Raw genomic sequence first — 26,679 nt, forward strand, 5'->3', positions numbered from 1 at the left:
GGACCCGGTTTCAGCGGCGCCGCCGGGACGCCAGGAACGCACCGGCGCCGGCCCCGATCAGGGCCCCGGCGGCCGCCGACAGACCGGGCGCGGCCCCGGTTCCGGTGCGCGCCAACTCGCTTGTCTGCCAGTCGGCTTCGGCCCCCGCCTCGGAGCCGTCGCCCGCACGGTCCCCCTCGTGCACGATCCCGAACACGTACGGATCGGACTGCCCGACCCAGTCCCCGTCGTCCGCGCCCCGGCGCTGGACCACGGCGGCGCCGACGGTGACCCGGTCGGCCACGGCGTCCGAGGTGAGCGAGAGCCTGACCCTGACGCTGACCGTCCTGCCGGCCGGCACGGTGAACCCGGCGAACCCCGCGGCGTCCAGCACCCCGACCAGCTCCTGCTCGTCGGTGCTCTCGAACGACACCGGACGGGCCCGGGAGCCGTCGTAGAAGTCCAGCCGGGGCTGGTGGGGCTGCAGGGCGCGTCTGCTGTCGACGAGGACGACGACCGGATGGACCCCGGTGCAGGTGCGGCGGGTGGTGTTGGTGAGGTCGATGTACCAGGTCCCGAATCCACCGCCCGCCTCGTACGAGTCCGGTCCCCCGCGGATCCGGGCGGTGAGCGGGAAGACATGCGCGTCGGCACCGGCACAGACGGCGTCCGCGGGCGCCCCGACGGCCCGGGCAACCGGCGCGGACAGGGGGACGAGGAGTCCGACGGCCACCGCGACGGTGACGGCGACGGCGGCGAGACGCGGGAGCGGGGGCAGCACCGGGGCCAGGGGCGGGGCCGGAGCCGAGGACACAGCCAGGGACGTGGCCGGAGCCGAGAACACAGCCAGGGGCGGGGGCAGGGCCAGGGACGTGGCCAGAGGCGGGGGCGGGGCCAGGGACGTGGCCGGAGCCGAGGACACAGCCAGGGGCGGGGGCAGGGCCAGGGACGTGGCCAGAGGCGGGGGCGGGGCCAGGGACGTGGCCGGAGCCGAGGACACAGCCAGGGGCGGGGGCGGGGCCAGAGTCAGGGACGTGGGCAGGGACGTAGATGAGGCCGAGGACGAGGTCAGGGACGAGGACGCGGACGGAGTCACCACCGGGAGCAGGACCGGGGCCGGGACCGGGGGCACCACCAGGGCCGGGGTCACTACCGGGGCCGGTGCCGGGGCCGGGGGTGTGCGCAGTCGCATGGGTCCATGGTCGGGCCGGGTGACCGGGTGCGCGCGGGGAGCCGTTTCCTCGGGGGCGGTGCCGGGGTCGGCCGACGACGGTGACGTCCGCCGTGGCCACGTCGTCCGGGTCCGAGGCGCAGGCCAGGTAGATGTGCGCCACGCCCGCTCGCGTGCCCGGGTCCGGCCGGGCGGTTCCGACCAGGGTGCCGGTCGAAGGCGGGCCGCCGAAGGCGGGCCGTCGGGGCTCAGGTCACCCGTCGAGTCGGCTGATGCGGTTGGTTCCATGGTGGGACGACCGGCCGGCCTCGCAACCCGGCCACGGCGCACGGCACCGTCACGCGTCCCCGCGTCCGAACAACCGCCCCAGCAGCAACTGCGCGGCCCCCTCCGCGACGAGCCGCTCACCACCCCCGGCCACCCGGACCGGCACCGCCCCGCCCGGCATCCCCTCCCGCCGGGCCTGCGCCGCCAGTACGTCGCCCACGCCCCGCACGTACACCTCCGGCGCCCCGGCCACGGTCCGCCCCCCGAGCAGCACCGCGTCGATGTCCAGCAGCCCCACCAGATTCGCCGCCCCCACCCCCAGCACCCGCGCCGCCTCCTCCGGCTCCCCGCGCCCCACGGCCCCGAGGCACAGCGCCTCCACGCACCCCCGGTTCCCGCACTCGCACGGCGGACCGTCGAGCTGGATCACCTGGTGCCCGAACTCCCCCGCCCCGGTCCGCGCCCCCCGGTGCACGTTGCCGCCGATCACCAGCCCGGCCCCGAGCCCGGTGCCGAGATGCAGGTACGCGAAGGATCCGGAGCCGCCCTCGCCCCGCACCGAGAGCCCCAGCGCGGCCGCGTTCGTGTCCTTGTCGACCACCACCGCCACCCCGAGCCGTGTCTCCAGCGCGTCCCGCAGCGCGAAGCCGTCCCACTCGGGAAATCCCGTGACCCGGTGCAGTACTCCCCGCGCGTGATCGAGCGGCCCCGGCAGCGCCACCCCCACCCCGAGCAGCGTGCCGACACCGGCGAGTCCGTCGTCGTCCCCGAGGCCGAGCGCCTGCCCCACCAGCCCCTCCACCGCCCGGGTGAGCACCCCGAGCACGGCCGGCGCCCCGGCCCCCAGGTCCAGCTCCGCGCGCCGCTGCGCCACCACGGCGCCGTCCAGGTCGACGAGGACGGCCCGCAGTTCGTCGCGGTCCAGGTGGACCCCGACCGCGTGCCCCGCCTCCGGTACCAGCCGCAGCACCGTGCGCGGCTTGCCCCCGGTGGACGCCCGGTGCCCGGCCTCCGCCGCGAACCCCTGCTCCCGCAGCCGTGCGGTGATCTTGCTGACGGCCTGCGGGGTCAGCCCGGTGCGCTCGGCCAGTTCGAGCCGGCTGATGCCCTCCGCCCCGGCGTCCCGCAGCAGCCCCAGCACCAGCGCGGCGTTGTGGCTGCGCACCGCGCCGAGGTTCGCCCCCGCCGGGCCGCCGGCTCCCATTCCCGCCCGCGTCCCCATTCCCGCCCGCGTCCCCGTCCCCGTCGTCGTCCTGTTCACGCCACCCATTGTCCCCGCCGCTTGCACTTTGGCAACAGCGTTGCGAAAGTAGGTCCCATGAGTCCCATGAGTGCTGCCACCCCTCTCCGCGTCGGCCTGATCGGCTACGGCCTCGCCGGCTCCGTCTTCCACGCCCCGCTGATCGCCGCCACCGAGGGCCTCGCCCTGGACACCGTGGTCACCTCGAACCCCGAGCGGCAGGAGCAGGCCCGTGCCGAGTTCCCGGACATCCGGACCGTCGCCACGCCCTGGGAGCTGTTCGACCGCGCCGGCGAACTGGACCTGATCGTCATCGCGTCCCCGAACAGGACGCACGTCCCGCTCGCCACCGCCGCCCTGAAGGCGGGCCTTCCGGTCGTGATCGACAAGCCGGTCGCCGGCACCGCCGCCGAGGCCCGCGGCCTCGCCGCCCTCGCCGAGGAGCGCGGCCTGCTGCTGTCGGTCTTCCAGAACCGCCGCTGGGACAACGACTTCCTGACCCTGCGCCGGCTCCTCGCGGACGGCTCGCTCGGCGACGTGTGGCGCTTCGAGTCCCGTTTCGAGCGCTGGCGCCCGCAGCCCAAGGGCGGCTGGCGCGAGTCCGGCGACCCGGCAGAGATCGGAGGTCTCCTCTACGACCTCGGCAGCCACGTCGTCGACCAGGCCCTGGTCCTCTTCGGCCCGGCCACCGAGGTGTACGCCGAGACGGACGTCCGCCGCGCGGGCGCCGAGACCGACGACGACACCTTCATCGCCGTCACCCACGCGAGCGGCGTCCGCTCCCACCTCTACGTCTCCGCGACGACCGCCCAACTCGGCCCGCGCTTCAGGGTGCTGGGCTCGCGGGCGGGCTATGTGAAGTACGGCCTGGACCCGCAGGAGGGGGCACTGCGCGAGGGCCTGCGCCCCGGCCCGCACTGGGGCGCCGAGCCCGAGTCCCTGTGGGGCCGCATCGGCGCCGGCGAATCCCCGCTGACCGGTGCCGGCACCCCCGTACCGACCCTGCCGGGCGACTACCCCGCCTACTACACGGCCGTCACCGACGCCCTGCGTGCCGGTGCGCCCAACCCGGTGTCCGCGCTGGAGGCGGCCGCCGCCCTCGACGTACTCGAAGCGGCCCGCCGCTCGGCCCTCGACAAGACGACGGTGACCCTCTGATGTCCCGGACCGCTCCCCGCACCGACCCCGCACCGGCCCCCCCGTCCGTCGAGGAGCTGGAGGCACAGGAACGCCGCCTGGTCTTCCGGCAGTTCACGTACGAGGACGCCTGGGCCCTCGGCTCGCTCCTGGTCGAGCTGGGCCGGGAGCGCGGGGCGCCCGTCGCGATCGACATCCACCGCGCCGGCCAGCAGCTCTTCCACGCCGCCCTGCCCGGCTCCACCCCGGACAACGACGCCTGGATCGCCCGCAAGCGCCGGGTGGTGGAGCGCTACGGCGCCTCCTCCTACCTGGTCGGCTCCCGCTTCCGCGCCAAGGGCACGACCTTCGAGGACTCCGCCCGCCTGGACCCCGGCACCTACGCGGCCCACGGCGGCTCGTTCCCGGTCCACGTGGAGAACGTGGGCGTCGTCGGCGCGGTGACGGTCTCCGGGCTGCCCCAGCTCCAGGACCACCGGCTCGTCGTCGAGGCCCTGGAGCGATTCCTCAAGCTGTGACACCCGCCGGGAATCCGTGGGGGGATCCCGCCGGTTGGGAAGGGCTGTAGACGTGATGATCACGACCCGCCCGGAGGGATCGCCCCGATGAGCAGCACGAGCAGCACGAGCAGCACGAACACCTCGAACGGCCTGAAGGACCGGATCGGCCGCTACGGCATCTGGAGCTTCGCCCTGCGCGCGGAGGAACCCTCCCGGCGCAGCGAACTGGCGGAGGCCGCGACCGAGTTGGAGGAGCTCGGCTTCCGAGCCGTATGGCTGGGCGGCAGCAGCGCGGCCCGGCATGCCGTACCGCTCCTGGAGGCCACCGACGCCCTCACCGTCGGCACCAGCATCCAGAGCATCTGGGACTACGACGCCGAGACCAGCGCGGCGGCCTTCGCCCAGGTGGACGCGGCCCACCCCGGCCGCTTCGTGCTCGGCCTGGGGGTGAGCCACGCCAAGGTCGCCGAGCAGTACCGCCGCCCCTATTCGGCGCTGGTCGCCTACCTCGACGCGCTGGACGCGGCGGGCGTCCCCGCCCACCGCCGGGTCCTCGCGGCCCTCGGCCCCAAGACCCTGGAGCTGTCCCGGGACCGGGCGGCGGGCGCGGTGCCCTACCTGGTCACCGCCGAACACACCGCGCAGGCCCGCGAGACCCTCGGCGAGGGGCCGCTGCTCGCCCCCGAGCTGAAGGTCGTCCTGGAGCCCGACCCGGCCCGGGCCCGCGCCGTCGCCCGCGAGACCCTCGCGATGTACCTCGCCCTGCCGAACTACACGAACAACTTCCTGCGCCTCGGCTTCACCGAGGACGACCTGGCCGACGGCGGCAGCGACCGCCTGGTCGACGCGGTCTTCGCATGGGGCGACGAGGCCGCCGTCCGCGACCGCATCGACACCTTCCACCAGGCGGGCGCGGACCACGTGGCCCTCCAGGTGGTCACCGGGGGCCCGCGTGAGCAACTCCCGAGGGAGGAATGGCGCCGCCTGGCCTATCTGCTGGGGTGAGCGGAAGCGCCCCCGAAAGGGCGCGGGGAACTGCGCGAGCAACCACGACGGACCGGCACCCGCCGTACTCGCGCAGCCCCCGCCCCCTAGGGCCTGTCGTCGAATTCCCGCCTGCCGTGCGACGCCTGGCACGCGCTCCCCCAGAGGGGGCACCCCCAGCCGCGTTGTCGTCGGTCGCCGACTCCCCCACGCTCGGCTTCGCTCGCGCGGGAGGGGCCCCCATCGCGTCGACTCCCTCCTCCGCCGTGCAGCCGCACGCACCGGACGCCGCCCGGCCCGCCCTTCGGGCGGACGACGGGAAGGTGACGACCGACAGGCCCTAGGCGTCCTTCAGCTCCTGCCGCTGCCGCCCGAGCCCCGTGATCTCCAGCTCGACCACGTCCCCGCCCCGCAGATACGGCTTCGGCTCCGGCTGCCCCATCGCCACCCCCGCCGGCGTCCCCGTGTTGATGACGTCCCCGGGGTACAGCGTCATGAAGTGGCTGACGTACCGCACGACCTCCCCCACGGGAAAGATCTGCTCGGCCGTCGTCCCGTCCTGCTTCAGCTCCCCGTTGACCCACAGCTTCAGGGACAGCGCCTGCGGGTCGGGCACCTCGTCGGCCGTCACCAGCCACGGCCCGAGCGGGTTGAACGTCTCGCAGTTCTTGCCCTTGTCCCAGGTCCCGCCGCGCTCGATCTGGAACTCCCGCTCGGAGACGTCGTGCGCCACCGTGTACCCCGCGACATGCGCGAGGCCGTCCTCGGCCGACTCCAGGTAGCGGGCCGTTCGTCCGATGACGACGGCCAGCTCCACCTCCCAGTCGGTCTTCGCGGAGCCGCGCGGGACGAGGACGGTGTCGTTCGGCCCGACGACGGTGTCCGGGGCCTTGAAGAAGACCACCGGCTCGGCGGGCGGCTCGGCGCCGGTCTCGCGGGCGTGGTCGTGGTAGTTGAGCCCGATGCACACGATCTTGCCGATCCGGCCGAGCGGCGGCCCGGTCCTGAGCCCCGCCGCGTCGAGCGCGGGCAGCTCACCGGAGGCGGCGGCCGCCCGTACCCGGCCGAGCGCGGCCTCGTCGGCGAGGAGCGCGTTGTCGATGTCGTCGACGATCCCCGACAGGTCCCGGAGGGTTCCCTCGGCATCGAGCAGCGCGGGCCGCTCCGCCCCTGCCGTACCGACTCGCAGCAGCTTCATGGTCACAATCTCCCTCGATCGCGGGGGCGCCCGGCCGATGGGTGCAGCCATCGGAGGACTGGCCGATCCTCCAATCCCGGAGTCCACTCCGCAAGACCCTGTTCACGTACTGGACCGTAACCAGGCCTCTCACTGATAGAGGGCGGCCCGCTCCACGGCGCTCCAGGTCGTGCTCGTGACGACGTACAGCGCGGCCGCGAGCGGGACGACGGCCACGGTGACGAGGGTGAAGAACGACATGAACGGCATGACCTTGTTGAGCGCGCCGAGCCCGGGCACCTGCCCGCCGTCGCCGCCCGCGCCCGCGACGGCGACCGGGTTGTTCGCCATCATGAGCTTGGTGCGCCGGTAGTTGAAGACGGCGACGGCCGCGACGAGGACGAAGAGACCGGCGTAGACCAGCCCGGCCGGCCCGAACGGCCCGCCGTCGGCGAGCGCGTCGGCCCAGCGCCCGCCGAGCGGAGCGGCGAACAGCTCGTGTCCGAGCAGGCCGTTGGCCTCGCCGCCGATCGTGGAGCTGGAGAAGAGGTGGTACAGGAGGAAGAACGCGGGCAGTTGGAGGAGGCTCGGCAGGCAGCCGGACAGCGGCGAGACCTTTTCCTCGGCGTGCAGCTCCAGCACCGCCTTCTGGAGCCGCTGCGGATCCTCGGCGTGCTTCGTGCGCAGTTCGGCGATCCTCGGCTGCAACGCGGCCCGGGCCCGCTGGCCACGGGCGGCGGCGCGGGACAGCGGGTGGACGAGGAGTCGTACGAGCGCGGTGAACAGGACGATCGCGGCGGCGGCCGCGGAGGCGTGGAACAGCGGGGCCAGCAGGTCGGCGAAGTGCTCGACCAGGCGGGCGAAGACAGCGAGAACGGACATGGGTGAGCCCTCCGGGGGTCTCGTCGTGCCGGATGTCCGGGCATGGCCGGAACGGAACAGAGCGGCATGACGACCCGCGCGGGGTCACGCGTACGGGAAGAGAAAGGGAGTGCGTGCCCTACGCGGCGGTCGCCGGGAGGGCGCACCCGGGTGCCCTCGGCCGTCGCCGGCCGGGCGCGTCGGGATCACGCTGGGGCAGGAAGGCCGTACGCCGGGCCCGGTCCCGGATCGCCGTACGCACGCGCGTGGGCGGAACGGCCGGGGCGCTGCGCGCCGAGAGCAGGAGGCAGACGGAGAACGCGGAACCGGCGGCGGCGGTCGCGGCCAGCGCCACGGTCGCGGAGAGGTTGCCGGTGTCGAGCAGCAGGACCGGCAGCAGCACGAGCAGCAGCAGGGCGACCGCACGCGAGGAACGCAGCGAACGCGACGACACGAACCCGCGCCTCATCCGGCCCTCCCCGTAAGCAACTTCCGGTGCCTTTCCGCCCTTTATACCTGAGAGGGCAGTCGTACCCGAAGCCCGCACCCGACAGGAGCTGCCCGTGCCACGCATCCCGACCTGCGTCCTGACGAGCGACGCGGCTGCCGCGCGGGTCTCCGACGGCCATGCGGTGGACCGGTTCGTCGAGATCGGCTCCTTCACCAAGGTGCTCACCGGCACCGCCCTGATGCGCATGGCCGCCGCGGGCCTGCTCGACCCGGACGACCCCGTCGAGCGCCACCTCCCCGCCACGCCCGGCACGGGCATCACGCTGCGGAACCTGGCCACCCACACCTCCGGCCTGCCCCGCCTCCCGCCCGACCCCATCGGGATCCTCCAACTCGCCGACCCCTACGCCGCCTTCGACCGGTCCGCGCTCACCCGGGCGCTCGCCCGGCTCGACAAGGTCGCGGTCCGGCCGCCGGGGCAGCGGGAGTACTCCAACTTCGGGTACGCGGTGCTGGGCGCCGCGCTGGTCGCGGCGGCCGGCGCGCCGTACGAGGAGCTGCTCGCCGAGCACGTCCTGCGCCCGCTGGACGTCGACGAGGTCGGCGCGCGTCCGGACGCGGACCGGCGGTTGCTCGCCCCGGGGCTGTTCGGCCGGGCCCGCCGGCCCTGGACGATGGACGGGGCGATCCTCCCGGCGGGCGGGCTGTGGGCCACGCCGCGCGCGGTGGCCGATCTGCTGGTCCGGCTGGCGGTCGAGCGCCGGCTGGGCGATCCCGCCCCCTCGTGGCAGAGGTCCGGGGCCCTGGTGTGGCACAACGGCGCGACCCGGCACGCCTCGCTCTTCGCCGGGGCGACGGACGACGGCCGCTGGGTGGTCGTCCACCGGCTGAACGGCGACTCGGACGACACCGACCGCACCGCCGTCGACCTGGTCCGCCGGATCGCCTAGGGTCTGTCGTCACATTCCCCCGCCTGCCGTGCGACGCCTGGCGCGCGGCCCGCCCTTCGGGCGGACGACGGGAATGTGACGACAGACCCTAGGCCGAGTCGGTCTCCAGCGGCTCCAGCAGCCGCTTCGGCTTGAGCAGCACCCGGCTCACCGGGTCGGCCGGGTCCGGGTCGAGGCCCGGTCCGGGCCACATGACCACGTCCCCCACCGGTACGACGCCCCCGCACGCGGGGCACTCGCCGTACGCCCCGAGTTCGGTGCCGCAGTCCGCGTGCCGGAAGGAGCGCAGCCGGCCGTCGGTGTAGTGCTCGCGCCCCCACAGGCCGAGGGCGCGCAGGGTGGGCCACAGTTCGGTGCCGCGGTCGGTGAGGACGTACTCGTCGCGCGGCGGCGACTGCTGGTACCGGCGCTTTTCGAGGATGCCCTCGGCGGTCAGCGTCTGGAGCCGCGCGGCCAGGACGGCGCGCGGGATGCCGAGGTGGACGAGGAAGTCGTTGTAGCGCCGCACGCCGTACAGCGCGTCCCGGACGACGAGCAGCGTCCAGCGCTCACCGACGATCTCGAGCGCGCGAGCGATCGAGCACTGCTGTGTCGCGTAGTCCTTGCCCAGTGCCATGCCGTCCACTGTAGCCACTTTCCGACGAATAGGTTCAATGACTGAATCGACCGTGTTACGGTGGCCGGGTCAGGTCAGTTCAATGACTGAACCGTAAGGACCATGCCATGACCGGGCTCGACTCCGCCGCCGCCACCGCCACCACCCCCGCCGGCACCGCGACCGCCGCACCCGCCCGGGACGCCCCCGCCCGCCCCCGGGCCACCCTCGCCCTGACCAGCGCGGCCACCGCCGTGGCACTGATGACGTACACGGCCCCGATGGTCACGCTCCCGGACACGGCGCGCGCCCTGCACACCGCCCTGTCCGGCCAGGCCTGGCTGCTGAACGGCACCCCGCTCGGCCTCGCCGCGCTCCTGCTGGTGGCCGGCAGCCTCGCCGACGACTACGGCCGCCGCCGGCTCTTCCTCAGCGGCACCCTGGCCCTCGGCCTCACCACCGTCCTCGGCGCCTTCACCACGTCCACCTGGCAGTTCACCCTCGCCCGCATCGCCCAGGGCGCGGCCAGCGCCGCACTCCTCGCGAGCGGCCTCGGCCTGATCGTCGCGGCCCACCCCTCCCCGCGCGGCCGGCTGCACGCGACCGCCGTCTGGGGCGCCTTCGTCAGCGGCGGCATCGCGACCGGCCCGCTGATCGCGGGCGCGCTGCCCGACTGGCGCGTGGCGTACGGCGTCCTCGGCGCCGCCGCCCTCGTGGTCGCCGCGCTCGGCACCCGCGCCCTGGCCGAGTCCCGCGCCCCGCGCGGCGGCCGCCCCGACATCCCGGGCGCCCTGACCTTCGGCCTCGCCCTGGTGTCCCTGCTCGCCGCCCTGACCCTCGGCCGGGACGGCTGGCTGCGCGCACCCGTCGGCCTGCTCCTCGCGGCCGCCGTGGTCCTGATGGCGCTCTTCGTCGCGGTCGAACGCCGGGTCGCGACCCCGATGATCGACCTCGGTCTGCTGCGCCACGCCCCCTTCCTCGCCTCGGCCGGCGGCGGCCTGTTCACCGGCCTCGCCGTGATCGCCCCGTTCAGCTTCCTGCCCGCCCTGATCCAGCAGACGCTGCGGCTGTCCCCCATGGACACGGCCTGGCTGCTCCTGATCTGGTCCGGGCTGAGCTTCACGGTCGCCCTCCAGGTCAAGCGCCTGGCCGGCCGCGTCACCCCGCGCGTGCAGCTCGCCGCCGGCTTCGCCCTGCACGCCGTCGGCGTCCTGACCATGCTCGGCGCCGTCGGCTCCGGTTCCTGGGTCCGGCTGCTGCCCGGCCTGGTCATCGGCGGCGTGGGCAGCGGCCTGCTCAACGGCGGTCTGCCGCTGCTGGCCGTCGAGTCGGTCCCGCGCGAGCGGGCCGCGATGGGCTCCGGCGCCCAGCAGACCTTCCGCTACATCGGCTCCAGCGCCGGCGTCGCCCTGACCATCGCCCTCGCCACCTCCTCCGGCGGCCTCGCCCACGGCGCGGACATCGCCCTGCTGGTGTCGGCGGGACTGGCGGCGCTGGGCGTGGTGAGCGTGCTGGCGCCGCGGGAGCGGTCCTGAACCGACGGCGACCCGGCACGCTCACCTCGGCCGCACGGAGACCAGCTTCCCCCACACCGCCATCCGGTAGCGGGAGGTGAACTCGGGGGTGCAGGTGGTCAGGGTGATGTAGTAGCCGGGGCTGTCGTAGCCGTAGGACGGCCGGTCGAGGGAGCGCGGGACCGGCCGGATCACCCCCGAGTCCGTCGCCGAGGTCTGCGGAAGCACCTGGTCGACGTCGTAGGTGTACGTCGCCGTCCGCGTCTCCACCTCGATGTCGTCCCCGCGCCGCAGCCGGGGCAGATAGCGGAAGGGCTCGCCGTGCGTGTTGCGGTGCCCGGCGAGCGCGAAGTTCCCGGCCTGGCCCGGCTGCCCGGTGCCGCGGTAGTGGCCGACGTACCCCCTGTCGAGGACGTCGGCCTTGCTCACGCCCTCGGCGACGGGGACGCGCAGCCCGAGCCGGGGGATGTCGAGGACGGCGTACGCCTGGGAGCGCCGGGGCGGGGCGACGACGGGGACGGACGACGGCCGCGGCGCGGGTGCCCGCCCCGTCGTACCGGAAGGGCCGGGCGACGCGGGACCGGGACTCGAACTCGGGTCGGCGCTGCGGCCGTTGCCGCTCCCCCACTCCCGCTCCAGCGCCTGCACCTGACGCTCGGCGCCGCGCCGCGCCTCCCGGTTGGTCCACCACAGCTGGTGCACGACCAGCAGCGCGAGCAGCACCCCGACCGTGACGAGCGCCTCGCCCCCACCCCACAGCATCCGCCGGCGCCGGGCACGCCGGCGCCGGTCGCCGTGCCCTACGACCCGCACCCCAGACGCCGCGAGCATCCGCACCCACCTCCACGAAGGCCGCCCGCACGATAGGCGCGACGGGCCCAACTGGCCATAGCCGCAGGGGGTTCGGGATGCCGAACAGCCTTCCTCAATGGGTTTGAGAAAGTACTGTCAGAACTCTCGACAGCCCCACCCGCCACCCCCGATGCTTCCTGCTGCCGGAGGCCGCAACGGGGAACGGGAGAGGCGGAGAAGCCATGATCCGACGCAGAACACTGTTGGCCGCAGCGGGCGGCGGCGTCCTGGGCAGCGCCCTGTCGACGGGCACCGCGCGCGCGGACGCGACGATCCCGGTCGACCCGTCCGCCGCCTACGGCGCATGGGAGGGCTGGGGCACGTCCCTGGCCTGGTGGGCCAACGTCTTCGGCACGCGGGACGACTTCGCGGACATCTTCTTCACGACGAGGTCGACGACGTACAACGGCACGTCGCTGCCCGGCCTCGGCCTGAACATCGCCCGCTACAACCTGGGCGCCTGCAGCTGGAACAGCGTCGGCGGCGAGTCGATGGTCGCCTCCGCCGACATCCCCAGGTTCAAGCAGATCGAGGGGTATTGGCAGGACTGGACGAACGAGGACCCGACGTCGTCGTCCTTCAAGTGGACCGCGGACGCCACCCAGCGCGCGATGCTGGTGAAGGCGGCCGGGCGCGGCGCGACCACCGAGCTGTTCGCCAACTCCCCGATGTGGTGGATGTGCCTGAACCACAACCCCTCGGGCGCCTCCGGCGGCGGCAACAACCTCCAGTCCTGGAACTACCGCCAGCACGCCTCCCACCTGGCCGCCGTCGCCCTCTACGCGAAGCAGAACTGGGGCGTGACCTTCTCGACGGTCGAGGCCTTCAACGAGCCCTCGTCCTCCTGGTGGACCGCGACCGGCACCCAGGAGGGCTGCCACATGGACGCGACCGTCCAGGCGGCCGTACTGCCGTACGTGCGCAGCGAGTTGGACAAACGCGGCCTCACGTCGACGAAGATCTCGGCATCGGACGAGAACACCTACGACCTGGCCCGCACCACCTGGGACTCCTTCTCCGCCACGACCAAGGGCTACGTGGACCGGGTCAACGTCCACGGCTACCAGGGCTCCGGCGGCCGCCGCGACCTCCTCTACTCGGACGTGGTGACGACGTCCGGCAAGGCCCTGTGGAACTCGGAGTACGGGGACAGCGACTCGACGGGCCTGACCCTGGCGAGCAACCTCCTCTACGACTTCCGCTGGCTGCACCCCACGGCCTGGGTCTACTGGCAGGTGATGGACCCCAGCTCGGGCTGGGCGACGATCGTCTACGACGCCTCCACCCTCCAGCCCGGTGCGGTGCAGACGAAGTACTACACGCTGGCCCAGTTCACCCGGCACATCCGCCCCGGAATGACGATCCTCGACACGGGCGTGGGCTACGCGGTCGCGGCCCTGGACAGATCCGCGAAACGCCTGGTGATCGTGGCCGCGAACACGTCCGCCTCCGCCCAGACCCTGACCTTCGACCTCTCGTCCTTCTCCTCGGTGACCGGCGGCTCGGGCGGACTGGTCCCCCGCTGGAACACGGTGACGACGGGCGGCTCGGACCTCTACACGGCCCACTCGGACACCTACCTGTCCGGCAGGTCCGTGGCCGTCCCCTTCGCCGCGAAGTCGGTCCAGACGCTCCAGGTGGACGGGGTCAGCGTGTGACGGCCGAAGGCAGCGGAAGGGCGTCCTGGTAGCCGTTGACCGGCCGGGGCACCTTCTTCACCGTGAGGGCGTCCAGCGCGACCGGCGCGGACCTGGTGCCCAGCCGCCCGCCCGGGTGCCAGGTCCCGGTGACCGACACCCAGGCGCCGGCGGGCGGCACGTCACCGCCGTAGATCCGCACCTTCACCGACTGGGCGTCCGCGGCACAGCAGTTGATGATGATCCGCGTCAGATCCCAGCTGCCTCCCCCGCGGGGCGTGACGATCCCGGTCATGAGGATGGTCCGCCCCTTGATGTCCCGCGCCGGGTCCTGCTGCACCCGGCCGGTGAAGTCGGACAGGGTCATCGGCACCGGCGAGCCGGCCGGCAGCGGAGCGAACGTCTGCCGCTCGGCGACGGGCTTGGCCGGCTGCCGGGAGGCGGTGTAGGCACCGAGGGCGGGCGGGGCGTAGAAGAGCAGACTGAGCGCGGGCAGGAGCAGCAGCCAGGCGACGCGGGGCAGGCCGGAGTGATCGTGCCCGTGACGGACTTCTTCGTCTTCTTGCCGGCGATCGAGCAGGGCACCGGCGACGCCCAGCAGCACGAGGACGACGCCGGAGGCGATGAGCAGCGGCCGCATGCTCTCCTTGACGTACCGCAGGCAGAGGTCGCTGAAGAGGGAGATGTGCAGCAGCCCGAGCCCGCAGAGCGCGAGCAGCCCCGCCCGCAGCCACCTCTTCACGGCCGTACTCCCCTTCACAGCAGTGCTCCCCCGATCAGCGCGCTGCACGCGACGGCGACGACGACGGTGGCGGCCGAGAACCGTACGGCGAAGGCCCGCCCGAAGGTCCCCGCCTGGAGCGCGATGAGCTTCAGGTCGACCATCGGCCCGACGACCATGAACGCGAGCCGCGCCACCGCCGGAAAGGCGGTGAGGGAGGCCGCGAGAAAGGCGTCGGCCTCGGAACACACGGCGAGCAGCACCGCCAGCCCCGCCAGGAACAGCACGGACAGCCAGGGCGACCCGGCGAAGGTGTCCAGCACGGAGCGCGGCACGGCGACGTTGAACGTGGCCGCCGCCATCGCCCCGAGCACGAGAAAGCCCCCGGCGTGCAGGAAGTCGTGCTGGAACCCGCGCCGGAACTCGTCCCACCGGCTGCGCCCGTCCCGGTGCCCGCCGTGCTGCTCCCGCACGACGGGCCGCAACCACTCCGCCTTCCCGAACCGCAGCCACAGCCAGCCCATGACGACGGCGGTGGCGAGCGAGGCGAGCAGCCGGGCCAGCACCATGGCGGGCTGTCCGGGGAAGGCGATCGCGGTGGCGGTCAGTACGACGGGATTGATGGCGGGCGCGGACAGCAGGAACGCGAACGCCGCGGCCGGCGGAACCCCCCGCCCGATGAGACTGCCGGCGACGGGCACCGAGGCGCACTCGCACCCCGGCAGCACCACCCCCGCGACCCCGGCCACGGGCACGGCGAGCGCGGCCCGCCGGGGCAGGATGCGCTGGAAGACCCGCTCCGGCACAAAGGCGTTGATCGCCCCGGACAGCGCGGTCCCGAGCAGCAGAAAGGGCGTGGCCTGCACGGTCACGGCCAGGCAGACGGTCCGCCAGGCCTGCACCGCCGGCGCGTCCCCCCACCGCCCGACGACGAACAGCAGGACACCGGGCACGACGGCCGCCGCGACGAGCAACAGGGGCCAGTACGGCGGCAACGCCGCCCCCTGCCGACCTCCGTCGGCCTCCGCCTCGGCCTCGGCCTCGGCCTCGGCCTCTACCAGCCCCACCCCACCGGCGCTCTTCACGCAACCCCCACTGGATGCCCACACCCGAGCTCCCACGAAGATAGACGAAGGCCCGCGGCCCCTCCCCCCCCCGCCCCCTCCACGCCTCACTTTTGTCACCGCGCGGCAGTACGGTGTCCCCCATGCGCCCCGACACGCCTGCCTCGCCTGCCGAGAACGTCGACCACACCGCGGAAGCGGCACGCCTGGAGCGGACCGCCGGCCTGTACCCCGAGGACGCCGAGGCCCTCCTCCTGCGCGCCGCGGCCCACCTGGAACTGTCCGGCGACCGCCCCGCCGCGACCACGCTCTACGACCGCCTGCTGTCGACCACCGCCGACCTGGACAACCCTCCCCTGATCCGGGCCCTGAAGGCCTCGAACCTCTGGGAGTACGGCCACGAGGCCGAGGCAAGGGCGATCATCGAGGGCATCCGCCTCGCCGCCCCGCGCGACCCGGCCCCCTGGCTGATCGTGGCGGAGTCCCTGGAGTCCCACGACGAGCTGGAGGCGGCGGCCGAAACCCTCACGGAAGCCGCCCGCTCGCTCCTGCCGGAGGGCACGGAACCCCCTGCCCCCACCCACCCCCTCCTCTACGCCCGCCACCGCGTCCGCCGCATGCTGGGCCTCCCCCACGACGACTGGGACACCCTGGCGGACACCCTCCACTCGGCCCCCGTCTCCCTGGACGAACTCCACGACCCGAAAAGGGTCTGGTCCCTCGGCTCGGACAACCCCGCCGAACTGGCCGCCGAGATCTCCCGCCTCCAAGCCGAACTGGGCGCCTACCGCGAGGCCCTCTCCCGCCCCTTCCCGGTGGCGGTCCTGCACTGGCCGGCCACGGAACTGTCGGAACTCGTGTCGACGTACCCGACCCTGTCCTCGGAGTACCCGTCCCGCGAGGAACACCTGTCGACCATAGAGTCGTCCCTCCGCGAACTGTCCTCCTCCGGCACCCCGAACCTGGGCATCGTGACGGGCACGGTCCCTTCTTATGAGGCCTTCGCCGCATCGGAGGGCTCCTCCCCGGACGACGTGACCCTGCTGCCGCAGTACGCGACGACGCTGGCGGCGAGGGGAAGGGCGGAGGCTTGGCCACCGGAGAGGGGGGCGGGGTGCTGGTGCGGCTCGACGGAGGGGTACGGGGCCTGTCACGGAGCGTAGGGCCGCAACCGCATCACGGCCCACAACTCCGCAGGCCACAGGACCACTCGCCGTATCACCAGCCCGCCCGGCACCGGTGCCCAATCAAGGCGACTGAGCCGCCACCCACTTCCCCACCCGCTACCCCGGGCCGCCCGCTCGCTTCTCCCCCGTACTGGAGCGGCCCGGGGTCAAGGGTGGCTCGAAGAGCCATCGGCGCCAGCCGACGCGAGAGCGCAGCGCAGCGGAGCGGAAGCGCCCTTGAGGCCGGGCCGCGGAAGCACAACAATCCCGAGAAGGGCGGCCTCACGGCCACTTCACAGTGACGCCGACACGAACTCCCCCATGTCTGAAAACGATCACCTCTTGACGCACAGCCTTCGACTGTCAGTGGTTGGTGTTAGAACAGGTCCACATCAACCCGAGAAATCGGAGGAGCGACCGTGGCGGAACCGGGGGACCTGAAACATCCAGGCGTCTACGAGAAGCTCGTCACGCAAGAGCTGCACGATCGGATGGTCGAACTCGAAGCCGCAGGGTGGAAGGCCGTCGATGCCGAGGTCAGCGCGGAGTCCGCACCGCACGTGCTAGCCCGCCACATCGGCGAGGCAGTGGCGCGCCGGTTGACCCAACTGCCCCGTGACAAACAGGTCGCAGCGGCCAATCAGATCATGCAATCGCTGGTCGCCAGTGCGCCTGATCCGTATGAAGACGAGGTAGAGGCAACCATCGCTGACGGTCCTCGCCAACTCCTCGCTCTCGCCGAACAGGAGGCCCCCGGCGTCTACGCGATCCGCCCTCTGACGCCCCTCTCCGAAACTGCGCTGATCACCAATGCCCCAGACGACCCCAACCTCGGGGCTGAGCTGCGGGCGGAGCTCGCGACGGCCGACCGCATCGACCTGCTGTGCGCCTTCGTGAAGTGGCACGGGATTCGGGTACTTGAGGACTCACTCCGTGCAGCCAAGAAGCGGGGCGTCCCCATCCGGGTCATCACCACCACCTATATCGGGGCCACCGACCGGCACGCGTTGGATCGCCTGGTCCGCGAGTTCGGTGCCGAGGTGAAGGTCAACTACGAGATCCGGTCAACGCGTCTGCATGCGAAAGCCTGGCTATTCCGTCGCCGAACCGGCTTCAACACTGCCTACGTGGGCAGCTCCAACCTCTCCAAGGCCGCACTACTCGACGGCCTGGAGTGGAACGTACGGCTGTCCTCGGTCGCCACACCTCGGGTGCTCGACAAGTTCGAGGCGACCTTCGACGCCTACTGGGATGACCCCGCCTTCGAGCTGTACGACCCCGATGAGGACGGGAAACGCCTCGATGAAGCGCTAGGCCAGGCGGGAGGAGGCGGAGTTGGCGTCGACCTCAAGATCAACCTCTCCGGACTCGAAGTGCAGCCCTTCCCGCACCAGCGGGACATGCTGGAACGCCTCCGCGTAGAGCGCGAGATCCGCGGCCACCAGGAGAATCTTTTGGTCGCAGCCACCGGCACCGGCAAGACAGTCATGGCCGCCCTGGACTACCGCGCTCTACGCGACAAGCTTCACGGTGAGCTACCTCGGCTGCTCTTCGTGGCACACCGCAAGGAGATCCTGAGGCAGTCTCTGCGCACCTACCAGGAGGTCCTCGGCGACGCCTCCTTCGGCGAGTTGCTCTACAACGGCCAGGAACCCCGCGACTGGACCCACGTATTCGCGAGCGTCCAGTCCCTCAACCTCCAGCGGCTGGAACAGATCGATCCCGGCCACTTCGACGTCATCGTCATCGATGAGTTCCACCACGCCACGGCCAGTACATACCGCCGATTCCTCAACCACTTCCAACCCACCGAACTACTCGGCCTCACCGCTACACCAGAGCGGATGGACGGGTTCAATGTTCAAGACGAGTTCTTCGGAGGGCGCATCGCGGCCGAGATGCGCCTGTGGGAAGCTCTTGAGGCCGACCTGCTGTGCCCGTTCCACTACTTCGGAATCCCCGATGGCACGGATCTAACGCAGTTGCACTGGCGGGCGGGCAACTACGACAGGGACGAACTCAGTAACGTCCTCACAGCGAGCCACGCACGAGCTCTCATCGTCATCAAGCAGGTCAAAGACAAGATCTGCAACCCCTCCACCATGCGTGCCTTGGGCTTCTGCGTGACCAAGGCACACGCCCATTTCATGGCCGAAGAGTTCCGCAAGGCGGGGTTCCAGGCCGCTGCCCTCGACAGCGATACCTCTGCCACAGAGCGTGAGCAGAAGCTGTCGGATCTCAAGGCCGGCCGAATCCAAGTGGTCTTCTCTGTCGACCTGTTCAACGAGGGTGTTGACATCCCGGAGATCGACACGCTGTTGCTTCTGCGCCCCACGAACAGCGCGACCGTCTTCCTCCAGCAACTCGGACGCGGATTGCGTCGTACGCCGAACAAGCCCGTACTGACCGTGCTCGACTTCATCGGCCAGCACCGGGCAGAGTTCCGCTTCGAGGAGCAGTTCCGCGCACTGACGAACCTGTCCCGCAACCGCCTCATCGACAACATCGAGCGCGGCTTCCCTCATCTGCCCTCTGGCTGCCAGATCATCCTGGAGGGCAAGTCCCGGGACCTCGTTCTCAACAACATCCGCACCCAGGTGGACGCCACCATCAACACTCTCGTGAAGGAGGTCCGGACCTACAGCACACCCACGCTCGACGCCTATCTCCGCGAGAGCCAGCGGGACATTACGGAGCTCTACAAAAACAAGAACTCGTGGACCACGGTCTTGCGCAAGGCAACGATCATCAAAGCGGCTCCACTGCCGGGCGAGGAGGATCTCCTCAAGCGCGTCCACGCATTCCTTCACGTAGACGACCCCGACCGAGCGCAGGCCTACCTACGCCTCCTCGCGGACGACGCCCCCGACTACGACTGCCTGTCCCCGGCCGAGCAAGCGTACGGCCGCATGCTCTTCTTCAACCTGTGGGACAAGGCGGGCGGCTTCTCCAGCTACCGGGAGGGGCTGGAATCCCTGCGTGTCCAGGAACGGGTGCGCGACGAACTGCGCCAGGCTCTGACGTACGTCCTCGACCGGACAGATCACTTCCCCATCCCGCTGAGCGCCCCACTCAGCCACCTTCCACTGAAGATTCACAGCTCCTACAACCGCTCCGAGATCCTCGCGGCGCTCGGCGTGGCACGGCTGGGCGGCCAGATGCCGGGCGTCTTCGCCCAGGGAGTGAGCTGGGTCGAGGACATCAAGACCGACGTCCTCTTCATCACCTCGGAGAAGAACGAAAAGGACTTCTCCCCCAACGTTCGCTACAAGGACTACGCAATCAGCCCCACCCGTTACCACTGGGAGTCCCAGAACAACACGTCTGAGAGCTCCCGGACAGGCTTGCGCTACCAGCGCCACGCAGCACAGGACAGCCACGTCCTACTGTTCCTGCGCCGCTACAAAGAGAACAGCATCGGCAAGTCCGAACCATGGATGCTTCTCGGCCCAGCCACCTATGTGAAGCACAGCGGCAGCAAGCCAATGGCGATCACTTGGGACCTTGAGCATGAGCTGCCTGCCGACGTGTGGTCGTACTCCGCGGCGATCACTACCGGGTGAACTTCTCGACCTCAGCCTCGAAGTGCATCTGAGCCCGATCAAGCACATCGTCCGCATCACGACCGCGCGACTGCATCCAGCGGAGGAGGTCGGCGATGATGTCGATCGCTGCCTCCTCCGCCGCGGCCAAAGCCAGTGGCTCGGATTCCACACCGGACGGACTCGACACCTTCCTCGCTCTGTAGCCGTTGAGCAGCTCGTCGATGCCGGCGGTCGGTGGACGCACGGTGTGTGCACAGATCGAAGGCAGACCCGTGTCCATTTCGCACCACGTCACTTTGCGATCGGCGCGAAGCTCGACACCCCAGCGGTCGGCCACGGCATCGACGAGGGCCACCCCCCGCCCGGCTTCACTGCCCAGTCCCGCCTGAACCAGCGTCGGTAGTGCACGAGCGTCGGGGTCGTGAACCTCGATGCGCAGGTAGCTGCCGTTCATGGAGACAGCGAGGGTCGTCGGCGCCTCAAGGCCAACGTGGTTGATCACGTTGGAAACAAGCTCACTGACGCAGAGCTGAGCCACATCGGTTACTTCAGGCACGCGCCACAGGGCCAGGTGGAGCCGCAAGATGCGTCGCAGAGCCGCCACCTCCTGGGGTTCCGCCAGGAACGGTAGATCCCACGGCTTCCTCGGCATGCAGACGATGCAGTCCATCAATCAACTCCCTGTGCGAGACAGTAGGTTGCGGATCGCAATGAAGCGCTCACTCAGAGTTGCATTGGAACTCTCAAAATGGAACTCTCATTTCGAGGGGGATCGGAGCGCAACCATAAACCGCGCGCCCCCAGCGCACGCCATCTTGCCGCCGTGACGCATGAGCCCGGAGCATCTGACAGAGCGAAACGAAAGGCTCACCACATGCCAGTCGGACCCACGACTCGCCGTCGCCAACTGGGCGCTGACCTGCGCCGACTTCGTGAACTCAAGGGCCTGACCCTTGAGGAGGCCGGCGCACGTGTCGGCATCTCCAAGGCGACCCTCAGTCGCTACGAGACGAAGGAGGGCACGGTCAAGTGGCCTGCCGTTGACGCGCTTTGCCGCGAGTACGGTGCCTCAGACGAGGAGCGCTTGGCCCTGGTCGAACTCGCCAAGGGTGCCAAGATCCAGGGATGGTGGAGGTCTCTGGCTGACCCCATCCCCGAGTCCATGAACCTGATGCTGACACTGGAGGATGAGGTCGTACGAGAAGATCACTACGCCTGCATGTATGTGCCCGGCCTCCTGCAGAGCCGCGCCTACGCCGAAGCAGTCCACCGTGCTTCCGAAGTGGGCTGCCCTGAGCGGGAGGTGCAGCACATGGTCGACATCCGCATGAAGAGGCAAGAGCTCCTCGATCGAGACGAGCCTCCGCACATCTGGTGTGTAGTCGATGAGGCCGCCATCCGACGCATCGTGGGCGGACGAGAAGTCATGCAGGAGCAGCTCCGACACCTGCAGGCCATGGGCGAGCGCCCGCACATCACCGTGCAGGTGCTTCCCTTCTCAAGAGGCGCCCACGCCGCTGCCGTTGGCAGTTTCGCCATCCTCCGCGGGCCGAGGCGGGAACTGGACGTGGTCTACGTCGATCTCCTCGGTGGCGGACTCTTCATGGAGAAGCCGAAGGAACTCGATCGCTATAGGTTGGCGTTCGAGTACCTCAGCGCCCAGGCACTCGACCTGGAATCCTCAGCCGAGATCGTCGACCGCATAAGCAAGGAGCTCTGATGGCAGCACCCTCGACGTACCGGTGGTTCACGTCGTCCTACAGCGGCGGCAGCGGGACTGAGTGCGTGGAGTGCGCGCACGACGGAGATCAGAGACTTGTGCGTGACTCGAAACGTAACTGCGGGCCCGTGATATCCGTCGATACTCAGGCCTGGCAGGCTTTCACCCATGCGCTGAAGCGAGGGCGACTGGAACGTTGAGCCGATTCGGGACCGGTTCCGACCTGGTAGCGGAGTTCACTAGAACAGGGAAGTTGTCAAGTCCTTGGAGGTTCGGATGACGCAAACGTCGATCCCGGCAATGACTTCTGGCTGTTCGACTCGTCCCTGCTCCTCGTGAACCATTTCGATGGCGAGGGTGAGTGGCTTGAGCCGTCCCTGAGCGCTGACTTCCAGGAACTCAAGCTGTGCGTCAACGTCTTTGAGGCGGTGTGGGAGCTGGGTGTCCCGCACGCTGAGTACAAACTCACCTCATTAGGTGGGGGAACCGGCCTGTCCGTTGGACAGGAAGAACTGGTGTGCCCAGCAGTCGGCGGCGAGCTAGCTGTGAACCGTCCGGTAGAGCGGGCCTTCGAAGTTGAGTGGCGGCCTGCCTGCGAGCGATGGGTGGATTTGGGACACCGGTGCCTCGGCGAAGCCCGTGTCACGGCCGTCGGAGCTGGCCTATATCTGCCAATCGCCGATCCGGCTGACGGTCGTGGCCCTGCCACCGCTGGTCCACGCACCGCTCAACTTCGAAGACCCGGGAAAGCGGGAGGGAGAGACAAGGTCGGTCCGCCCTGAGGTTGGCTGACAGGAGGGCCGAGGAGGAGGGGGACAGTCACAAGCCCTGGCGGCTCGCCTCCCACAGCTCCGCCAACTCCTCCGCCACCCCCGGCGCCGCCAGCAGCAACGGCTCGTTGTACGTGGGGAATTGGGGGTAAGCCACCGCGCCCGCCTCGATCGCGATCAGGTACGCCGGCAGGCCGTCCACTGCGTGGAATTCACCGATCGCCGCTGCCGTGGCGCGGCCTGCCGCGACCTGGGAGAGGGAGAGGGCCGTGGAGCCCATCACCCTGGTGGTGCAGTGGCGGTGGGAGAGGGCGGCCAGGAGGGGGTCCAGGCCGGGCCAGTGGGAGTGGGCGGCCCATTCCGTGAGGAAGAGGTGGCCCGTGAGGGTGGTGTGGGGCGAGGCGTGGATCGGGGTGCCGTTCAGGTGGGCGCCGCGGCCTCGGATCGCGGTGAAGGTCTCGCGGCGCCAGGGGTCGGCGACCAGGCCGAGGAGCGGGGTGCCGTCGGGGGACACCAGGCCCAGGGAGAAGGAGCACCAGCCGATGCCGTGGGCGTAGTTCGTGGTGCCGTCGACCGGGTCCACGACCCAGTACGGGGCGATCGGACATGCAGGCTCGGTTACGCCGTACTCCTCGCCCTCGATGCCGTGTGTCGGGAAGGCCGTCCGGAGGGCGGAGCGGACGTGGGCTTCGATCGTCTCGTCTGTTTGCGTGACGATGTCCGCCGGGCCCGCCTTCTCCCGTACCTCCTCGCCGTGGCGTGGGCGGCGGATCGTCTCCGATGCCCAGGCCGCCAGGTCGGTCGCGATCGTCAGCGCGCGGTCCAGGTCCACATCCACGTCGTGTTCCTCCACACGCGCAGGATGGCAGGGGCTGGTGCGTGGTGTCCCGGCGGGGCTCGTTAGCCTCGGTTCCGTACAAAAGGCAGCACAAAAGGCAACACGAGAGACAACAGAGGAGGCAGTCGTGGCCAAGGTTCCCAGTGCGGTCGTCGCCGCCGGCGGGCTCGTCGGTGGGTACGGCGTGGCCCGTTGGACCAAGAAGCGGCAGCTGGGCGGGGCCGTGCTGGCCGTGGCCGGGGTCGCCGCCGCGCAGCAGTGGCGCAAGCAGGCGGGCCCGAAGGCCGCCGGTGTGCTGAGTACCACGTACGTCGGCGCGTTCGCCGGGTCCCACCCGCTGGCCAAGAAGGTCGGCGCCTGGCCGTCCGTCGTCGGAGTCGCCGGCGCCGTCGCCCTCGCCTCCTGGGCCGTCGCCGACCGTAGGGCCTGAGGCAGCGGACACCCCGATTACGGCGTACCCGTCCTGAACGACTTGCGGTACGCCAGCGGGCTCGTGCCCGCCACCCGGCGGAAGCGCTCCCGGAACGCCGTCGGGGAGCCGAAGCCCGTCTGCGTGGCGATGCGCTCGACCGGGTACGGCGTCGTCTCCAGCAGGTGCTGGGCGCGTCGCACCCGGGCCCGGTGCAGCCACTGGAGCGGTGTCGTGCCCGTCTGCTCGCGGAAGCGGCGGTTGAGGGTGCGGGTGCTCATGCCCGCGCGTGCCGCGATCTCCTCCAGCCGCAGATCGCGGTCGCAGTGGTCCTCCAGCCAGGCCAGGAGGGGCTCCAGGGCGGCGCCCGAGGGGGCCGGGGGCAGGTCGTGGACGATGAACTGGGCCTGGCCGCCCTCCCGTTCCAGCGGCATCACCGACATCCGGGACGCGTGCGCGGCGACCGCCGAGCCGAAGTCGTTGCGGATCATGTGCAGGCACATGTCCAGCGCCGCCGCCGCGCCCGCCGAGGTCAGGAACTGCCCGTTGTCCACGTAGAGGACGTTCGGGTCGACCGTCACCCTCGGGTACAGCTCCGCCAACCGGCCGGCGGCGATCCAGTGGGTCGTCGCGCGCAGGCCGTCCAGCAGGCCCGTCGCCGCGAACAGGAACGCCCCGACGCAGATCGAGGCGATCCGGGTGCCCCGCGCCGCCGCCGAGCACAGGGCCTCGGCCACCCCGGGCGGGAGCGCCGAGGGGGGTTCGGCCACGCCCGGCAGGATGATCGTGTCCGCCTCCGCCAGCGCCTCCAGGCCGTACGGCGCCCGCACCGTGAACGCGCCGGCGCTCACCTCCTCCCGCACCGAGCACACCCGCACCCGGTACGGCTCCCGGCCGTCCGGCAGCCGGGCCCAGCCGAAGGTGTCGATGGGGGCGGAGAGATCGAACGGGACGACGCCGTCCAGCGCCAGTACGGCCACGGTGTGCATGGCGAGATCGTACGGGTACGACGGATTCCGGCCGACAGCACACCCAGGTGCGCGGCTGGTGTGTTCCGGGTGGCGGCAGCCAGATGCCCGCTGGCGATAATCCGTCGGTTACTGGCACTCTCGCCACTTCTCCGGCGTCCCCGGCCCGCCTAGCGTCACCGCCGTGACCAAGTTCCTCCTCGCCGTGCACGTCCTCGCCGCCATCGTCGCCGTCGGACCCGTGACCGTCGCCGCCAGCATGTTTCCGCCCGTCGCACGCCGGGCCCTCGCCGCACCCGAGGACCCGGGTGCCGCCGGGACGCTGGACCTGCTGCACCGGATCTGCCGTGTCTACGCCGTCGTCGGCGTCGTCGTCCCGGTCTTCGGGTTCGCCACCGCGAGCCGGATGGGGGTGCTCGGCAGCGGCTGGCTGATCGCGTCGATCGTGCTGACGGCCCTCGCCGCCGTCGTCCTCGGTGCCCTCGTCCTGCCGGGACAGAGCGCGGTCGTGGAGGGCCGGGGCACGGACACCGCGCGGCTCGCCATGCTCACCGGCGTCTTCAATCTGCTCTGGGCCGCCGTGACCGTCCTGATGATCGTGCGGCCCGGTTCCACCACCGGGGCGTGAGCACGGGGACGGGCCTCGGGTGAGGGGAGCCCCCTCACGCCCCCAGCGTCCGCGTCACCACGTAGATCAGCAGTCCCGCCAGGGATCCCACCACCGTGCCGTTGATCCGGATGAACTGCAGATCACGGCCGATGTGCGCCTCGATCTTGCGGGTGGTGTGCTCCGGGTCCCAGGCGGCCACGGTGTCGGTGATCAGCGAGGTGATCTCCTTGCGGTACGTCGTCACGACGTGCACCGCCGCGCCCTGCACCCAGCTGTCGACCTTCTCCTGCACCTTCGGCTCGGTCGCCATCCGCGTGCCCAGCGACAGCAGCGCGGCCCGCACCCGCAGCCGCAGCTCGCTGCGCTCGTCCTCCGCCGCCGCCACGATCATGGACCGTACGGCCGTCCACGCGGACGCGATCAGGTCCTGCACCTCGCCCCGGCCCAGCACCTCGCCCTTGAGCCGCTCCACCCGCGCCCGCGTCTCCGTGTCGGACTGGAGGTCGGAGGCGAAGTCGGTGAGGAAGCGGTCCAGGGCGCCGCGCGCCGGGTGCGCGGGCATGTCCCGCATCTCGGTGACGAAGCGGAGCAGCTCCTTGTAGACGCGTTCGCCGACCTTGCGGTCCACGAATCTCGGGGTCCAACCCGGCGCGCCGCCCTCCACGGCGACCATCACGTCGTCCCGGTGCAGCACCAGCCAGTCGTGCGCCCGGGTCACCACCAGGTCCACCACGCGCCGGTGCCCGCCGTCGGCGACGATCTTCTCCAGCATCTTGCCGATGCCGGGCGCGACCTCCTGGGCGTTCGCCCGGCGGGTGATCGCCTCCCCGACCACCGCCTGCACGTCCGAGTCCCGCAGCACCGTCAGCGCGCCGCGCAGCGCCGTCGCCAGCTCGGCCGTCACCCGGTCCGCGTGCTCGGGCTCCGCCAGCCAGACGCCGAGCCGGGTGCCGATGCCGACGGCGCGCAGCCGCTGCCGTACGACGTCCTCGGAGAGGAAGTTCTCGCCGACGAACTCGCCGAGCGAAACACCCAGTTGGTCCTTCTTGGTGGGGATGATCGCGGTGTGCGGGATGGGCAGGCCGAGGGGGTGGCGGAAGAGCGCGGTGACCGCGAACCAGTCCGCCAGCGCACCCACCATGCCCGCCTCGGCCGCCGCGGCGACGTAACCCGCCCACGGACCTGCGCCCTCGTGCGTGGCGAGCTTGGCGAGGACGTACACCAGCGCCACGAACAGCAGCAGGCCGGTCGCCGTGAGCTTCATCCGGCGCACCCCGCGCCGACGCTCCTCGTCGGCCGGGGTGAAGGCCGTCATGGTCTTGTACGACACACCCCGCGCCGTCTCCGTCTCGGACGCTTCCGTCGCTTCCGTCGCTTCCATCGGCTCCACCCGTTCCGGTCCACCCGTGCGGCGATCCCGCACACAATTGTCCCTTCCTGACCGACTCCCGGAACGGAACAGGAGTTCCCGGCGTCTGTCCACGGGGGAGTTCTGGGCAGGGCCCTGACAGCTCTCCCCGGCCCATGCCGCATCATGGGCTGATCATCAGGGAA

At 71.2% G+C, this 26,679-nt stretch carries 25 protein-coding genes and 1 pseudogene; 13 read left to right on the forward strand and 13 right to left on the reverse strand.

Annotated elements, in window-relative coordinates; all coding sequences use genetic code 11:
• Window positions 1-10 precede the first annotated feature (10 nt).
• On the reverse strand, window positions 11-1,171 hold the full coding sequence (locus tag ACZ4MF_RS28755) for a hypothetical protein (protein ID WP_467494777.1): 1,161 nt from the start codon (window positions 1,169-1,171) through the stop codon (window positions 11-13).
• A gap of 316 nt (window positions 1,172-1,487) precedes the next feature.
• On the reverse strand, window positions 1,488-2,639 hold the full coding sequence (locus ACZ4MF_RS28760) for an ROK family transcriptional regulator (RefSeq protein WP_467494893.1): 1,152 nt from the start codon (window positions 2,637-2,639) through the stop codon (window positions 1,488-1,490).
• A 96-nt stretch (window positions 2,640-2,735) separates the two neighbouring features.
• Between ACZ4MF_RS28760 and ACZ4MF_RS28765 the strand changes: the two genes are divergently transcribed.
• The 3 genes from ACZ4MF_RS28765 to ACZ4MF_RS28775 all read left to right on the forward strand — a co-directional run bounded on the left by ACZ4MF_RS28765 (window position 2,736) and on the right by ACZ4MF_RS28775 (window position 5,299).
• Entirely contained in the window at window positions 2,736-3,815 is a 1,080-nt protein-coding gene (locus ACZ4MF_RS28765; RefSeq protein ID WP_467494778.1) for a Gfo/Idh/MocA family protein, read from the forward strand.
• A complete protein-coding gene (locus ACZ4MF_RS28770; RefSeq protein WP_467494779.1) occupies window positions 3,815-4,312 on the forward strand; it encodes a heme-degrading domain-containing protein in 498 nt (165 codons plus the stop codon). Before ACZ4MF_RS28765 ends, ACZ4MF_RS28770 begins: the two co-directional genes overlap by 1 nt.
• An 87-nt stretch (window positions 4,313-4,399) precedes the next feature.
• The gene (locus ACZ4MF_RS28775) at window positions 4,400-5,299 is read left to right on the forward strand and encodes an LLM class F420-dependent oxidoreductase (RefSeq protein ID WP_467494780.1); all 900 of its coding nucleotides are present in this window, start codon (window positions 4,400-4,402) and stop codon (window positions 5,297-5,299) included.
• Window positions 5,300-5,618: 319 nt separating this feature from the next.
• On the opposite strand, the gene ACZ4MF_RS28780 is transcribed toward ACZ4MF_RS28775, so the two are convergent.
• From ACZ4MF_RS28780 to ACZ4MF_RS28790, 3 genes are all read right to left on the reverse strand, one after another.
• The gene (locus ACZ4MF_RS28780; protein ID WP_467494781.1) at window positions 5,619-6,476 is read right to left on the reverse strand and encodes a fumarylacetoacetate hydrolase family protein; all 858 of its coding nucleotides are present in this window, start codon (window positions 6,474-6,476) and stop codon (window positions 5,619-5,621) included.
• 129 nt (window positions 6,477-6,605) lie between these two features.
• A complete protein-coding gene (locus ACZ4MF_RS28785) occupies window positions 6,606-7,337 on the reverse strand; it encodes a YidC/Oxa1 family membrane protein insertase (protein WP_467494782.1) in 732 nt (243 codons plus the stop codon).
• Window positions 7,338-7,455: 118 nt separating this feature from the next.
• Entirely contained in the window at window positions 7,456-7,770 is a 315-nt protein-coding gene (locus ACZ4MF_RS28790) for a DUF6412 domain-containing protein (RefSeq protein WP_467494783.1), read from the reverse strand.
• Between the two features lie 109 nt (window positions 7,771-7,879).
• On the opposite strand from ACZ4MF_RS28790, the gene ACZ4MF_RS28795 reads away from it, so the two are divergent.
• Window positions 7,880-8,716, forward strand: coding sequence for a serine hydrolase domain-containing protein (locus tag ACZ4MF_RS28795; protein WP_467494784.1), 837 nt, complete (start codon window positions 7,880-7,882; stop codon window positions 8,714-8,716).
• An 88-nt stretch (window positions 8,717-8,804) separates the two neighbouring features.
• Here the strand turns inward: ACZ4MF_RS28795 and ACZ4MF_RS28800 are convergent, their stop codons facing one another.
• Entirely contained in the window at window positions 8,805-9,332 is a 528-nt protein-coding gene (locus ACZ4MF_RS28800; protein ID WP_467494785.1) for a winged helix-turn-helix transcriptional regulator, read from the reverse strand.
• A 107-nt stretch (window positions 9,333-9,439) separates the two neighbouring features.
• Here ACZ4MF_RS28800 and ACZ4MF_RS28805 point away from each other — a divergent pair, with 107 nt between their 5' ends.
• A complete protein-coding gene (locus tag ACZ4MF_RS28805; protein ID WP_467494786.1) occupies window positions 9,440-10,846 on the forward strand; it encodes an MFS transporter in 1,407 nt (468 codons plus the stop codon).
• A gap of 21 nt (window positions 10,847-10,867) precedes the next feature.
• Here ACZ4MF_RS28805 and ACZ4MF_RS28810 read toward each other — a convergent pair whose 3' ends face one another.
• Entirely contained in the window at window positions 10,868-11,656 is a 789-nt protein-coding gene (locus tag ACZ4MF_RS28810; protein ID WP_467494787.1) for a class E sortase, read from the reverse strand.
• A 203-nt stretch (window positions 11,657-11,859) separates the two neighbouring features.
• On the opposite strand from ACZ4MF_RS28810, the gene ACZ4MF_RS28815 reads away from it, so the two are divergent.
• On the forward strand, window positions 11,860-13,335 hold the full coding sequence (locus ACZ4MF_RS28815) for a glycoside hydrolase (RefSeq protein WP_467494788.1): 1,476 nt from the start codon (window positions 11,860-11,862) through the stop codon (window positions 13,333-13,335).
• Here the strand turns inward: ACZ4MF_RS28815 and ACZ4MF_RS28820 are convergent.
• Together ACZ4MF_RS28820 and ACZ4MF_RS28825 are read right to left on the reverse strand one after the other, a co-directional pair.
• On the reverse strand, window positions 13,325-14,056 hold the full coding sequence (locus tag ACZ4MF_RS28820; RefSeq protein ID WP_467494789.1) for a TIGR03943 family putative permease subunit: 732 nt from the start codon (window positions 14,054-14,056) through the stop codon (window positions 13,325-13,327). The two genes, ACZ4MF_RS28815 and ACZ4MF_RS28820, sit on opposite strands and share 11 nt — an antisense overlap.
• Window positions 14,057-14,070: 14 nt before the next feature.
• Window positions 14,071-15,030: a permease gene (locus tag ACZ4MF_RS28825; protein ID WP_467494894.1), complete on the reverse strand. Its 960-nt coding sequence runs from the start codon at window positions 15,028-15,030 to the stop codon at window positions 14,071-14,073.
• Window positions 15,031-15,242: 212 nt separating this feature from the next.
• Here ACZ4MF_RS28825 and ACZ4MF_RS28830 point away from each other — a divergent pair, with 212 nt between their 5' ends.
• Together ACZ4MF_RS28830 and ACZ4MF_RS28835 are read left to right on the forward strand one after the other, a co-directional pair.
• Window positions 15,243-16,262, forward strand: coding sequence for a hypothetical protein (locus ACZ4MF_RS28830; RefSeq protein ID WP_467494790.1), 1,020 nt, complete (start codon window positions 15,243-15,245; stop codon window positions 16,260-16,262).
• 494 nt (window positions 16,263-16,756) lie between these two features.
• Complete coding sequence (locus ACZ4MF_RS28835; RefSeq protein WP_467494895.1) at window positions 16,757-19,828, forward strand: DEAD/DEAH box helicase; 3,072 nt, start codon at window positions 16,757-16,759, stop codon at window positions 19,826-19,828.
• Here ACZ4MF_RS28835 and ACZ4MF_RS28840 read toward each other — a convergent pair.
• Complete coding sequence (locus tag ACZ4MF_RS28840) at window positions 19,818-20,480, reverse strand: ATP-binding protein (RefSeq protein ID WP_467494791.1); 663 nt, start codon at window positions 20,478-20,480, stop codon at window positions 19,818-19,820. The genes ACZ4MF_RS28835 and ACZ4MF_RS28840 overlap by 11 nt on opposite strands.
• Window positions 20,481-20,684: 204 nt before the next feature.
• Between ACZ4MF_RS28840 and ACZ4MF_RS28845 the strand changes: the two genes are divergently transcribed.
• The 3 genes and pseudogenes from ACZ4MF_RS28845 to ACZ4MF_RS28855 form a co-directional block, all read left to right on the forward strand.
• On the forward strand, window positions 20,685-21,530 hold the full coding sequence (locus ACZ4MF_RS28845) for a helix-turn-helix domain-containing protein (protein ID WP_467494792.1): 846 nt from the start codon (window positions 20,685-20,687) through the stop codon (window positions 21,528-21,530).
• Window positions 21,530-21,730 carry a DUF397 domain-containing protein gene (locus ACZ4MF_RS28850; RefSeq protein ID WP_467494793.1) on the forward strand — a complete coding sequence of 67 codons (201 nt, stop codon included), beginning with the start codon at window positions 21,530-21,532 and terminating at the stop codon, window positions 21,728-21,730. Before ACZ4MF_RS28845 ends, ACZ4MF_RS28850 begins: the two co-directional genes overlap by 1 nt.
• A 96-nt stretch (window positions 21,731-21,826) precedes the next feature.
• A pseudogene (locus ACZ4MF_RS28855) lies at window positions 21,827-22,312 on the forward strand (DUF6879 family protein); the annotation flags it as partial.
• 37 nt (window positions 22,313-22,349) lie between these two features.
• Here the strand turns inward: ACZ4MF_RS28855 and ACZ4MF_RS28860 are convergent.
• Complete coding sequence (locus ACZ4MF_RS28860) at window positions 22,350-23,153, reverse strand: inositol monophosphatase family protein (protein ID WP_467494794.1); 804 nt, start codon at window positions 23,151-23,153, stop codon at window positions 22,350-22,352.
• Window positions 23,154-23,265: 112 nt separating this feature from the next.
• Here ACZ4MF_RS28860 and ACZ4MF_RS28865 point away from each other — a divergent pair, with 112 nt between their 5' ends.
• Entirely contained in the window at window positions 23,266-23,568 is a 303-nt protein-coding gene (locus tag ACZ4MF_RS28865) for a hypothetical protein (RefSeq protein ID WP_467494795.1), read from the forward strand.
• A 17-nt stretch (window positions 23,569-23,585) separates the two neighbouring features.
• Here the strand turns inward: ACZ4MF_RS28865 and ACZ4MF_RS28870 are convergent, their stop codons facing one another.
• Window positions 23,586-24,536 (reverse strand): GlxA family transcriptional regulator, encoded by a 951-nt coding sequence (locus ACZ4MF_RS28870; protein ID WP_467494796.1) that lies wholly within the window; start codon window positions 24,534-24,536, stop codon window positions 23,586-23,588.
• 163 nt (window positions 24,537-24,699) lie between these two features.
• On the opposite strand from ACZ4MF_RS28870, the gene ACZ4MF_RS28875 reads away from it, so the two are divergent.
• Window positions 24,700-25,143, forward strand: coding sequence for a hypothetical protein (locus tag ACZ4MF_RS28875; protein WP_467494797.1), 444 nt, complete (start codon window positions 24,700-24,702; stop codon window positions 25,141-25,143).
• A 34-nt stretch (window positions 25,144-25,177) separates the two neighbouring features.
• Here ACZ4MF_RS28875 and ACZ4MF_RS28880 read toward each other — a convergent pair whose 3' ends face one another.
• Entirely contained in the window at window positions 25,178-26,440 is a 1,263-nt protein-coding gene (locus tag ACZ4MF_RS28880; RefSeq protein WP_467494896.1) for a DUF445 domain-containing protein, read from the reverse strand.
• Window positions 26,441-26,679: the final 239 nt, after the last annotated feature.

The sequence above is a fragment of the Streptomyces sp. NPDC025793 genome, from assembly GCF_055558375.1.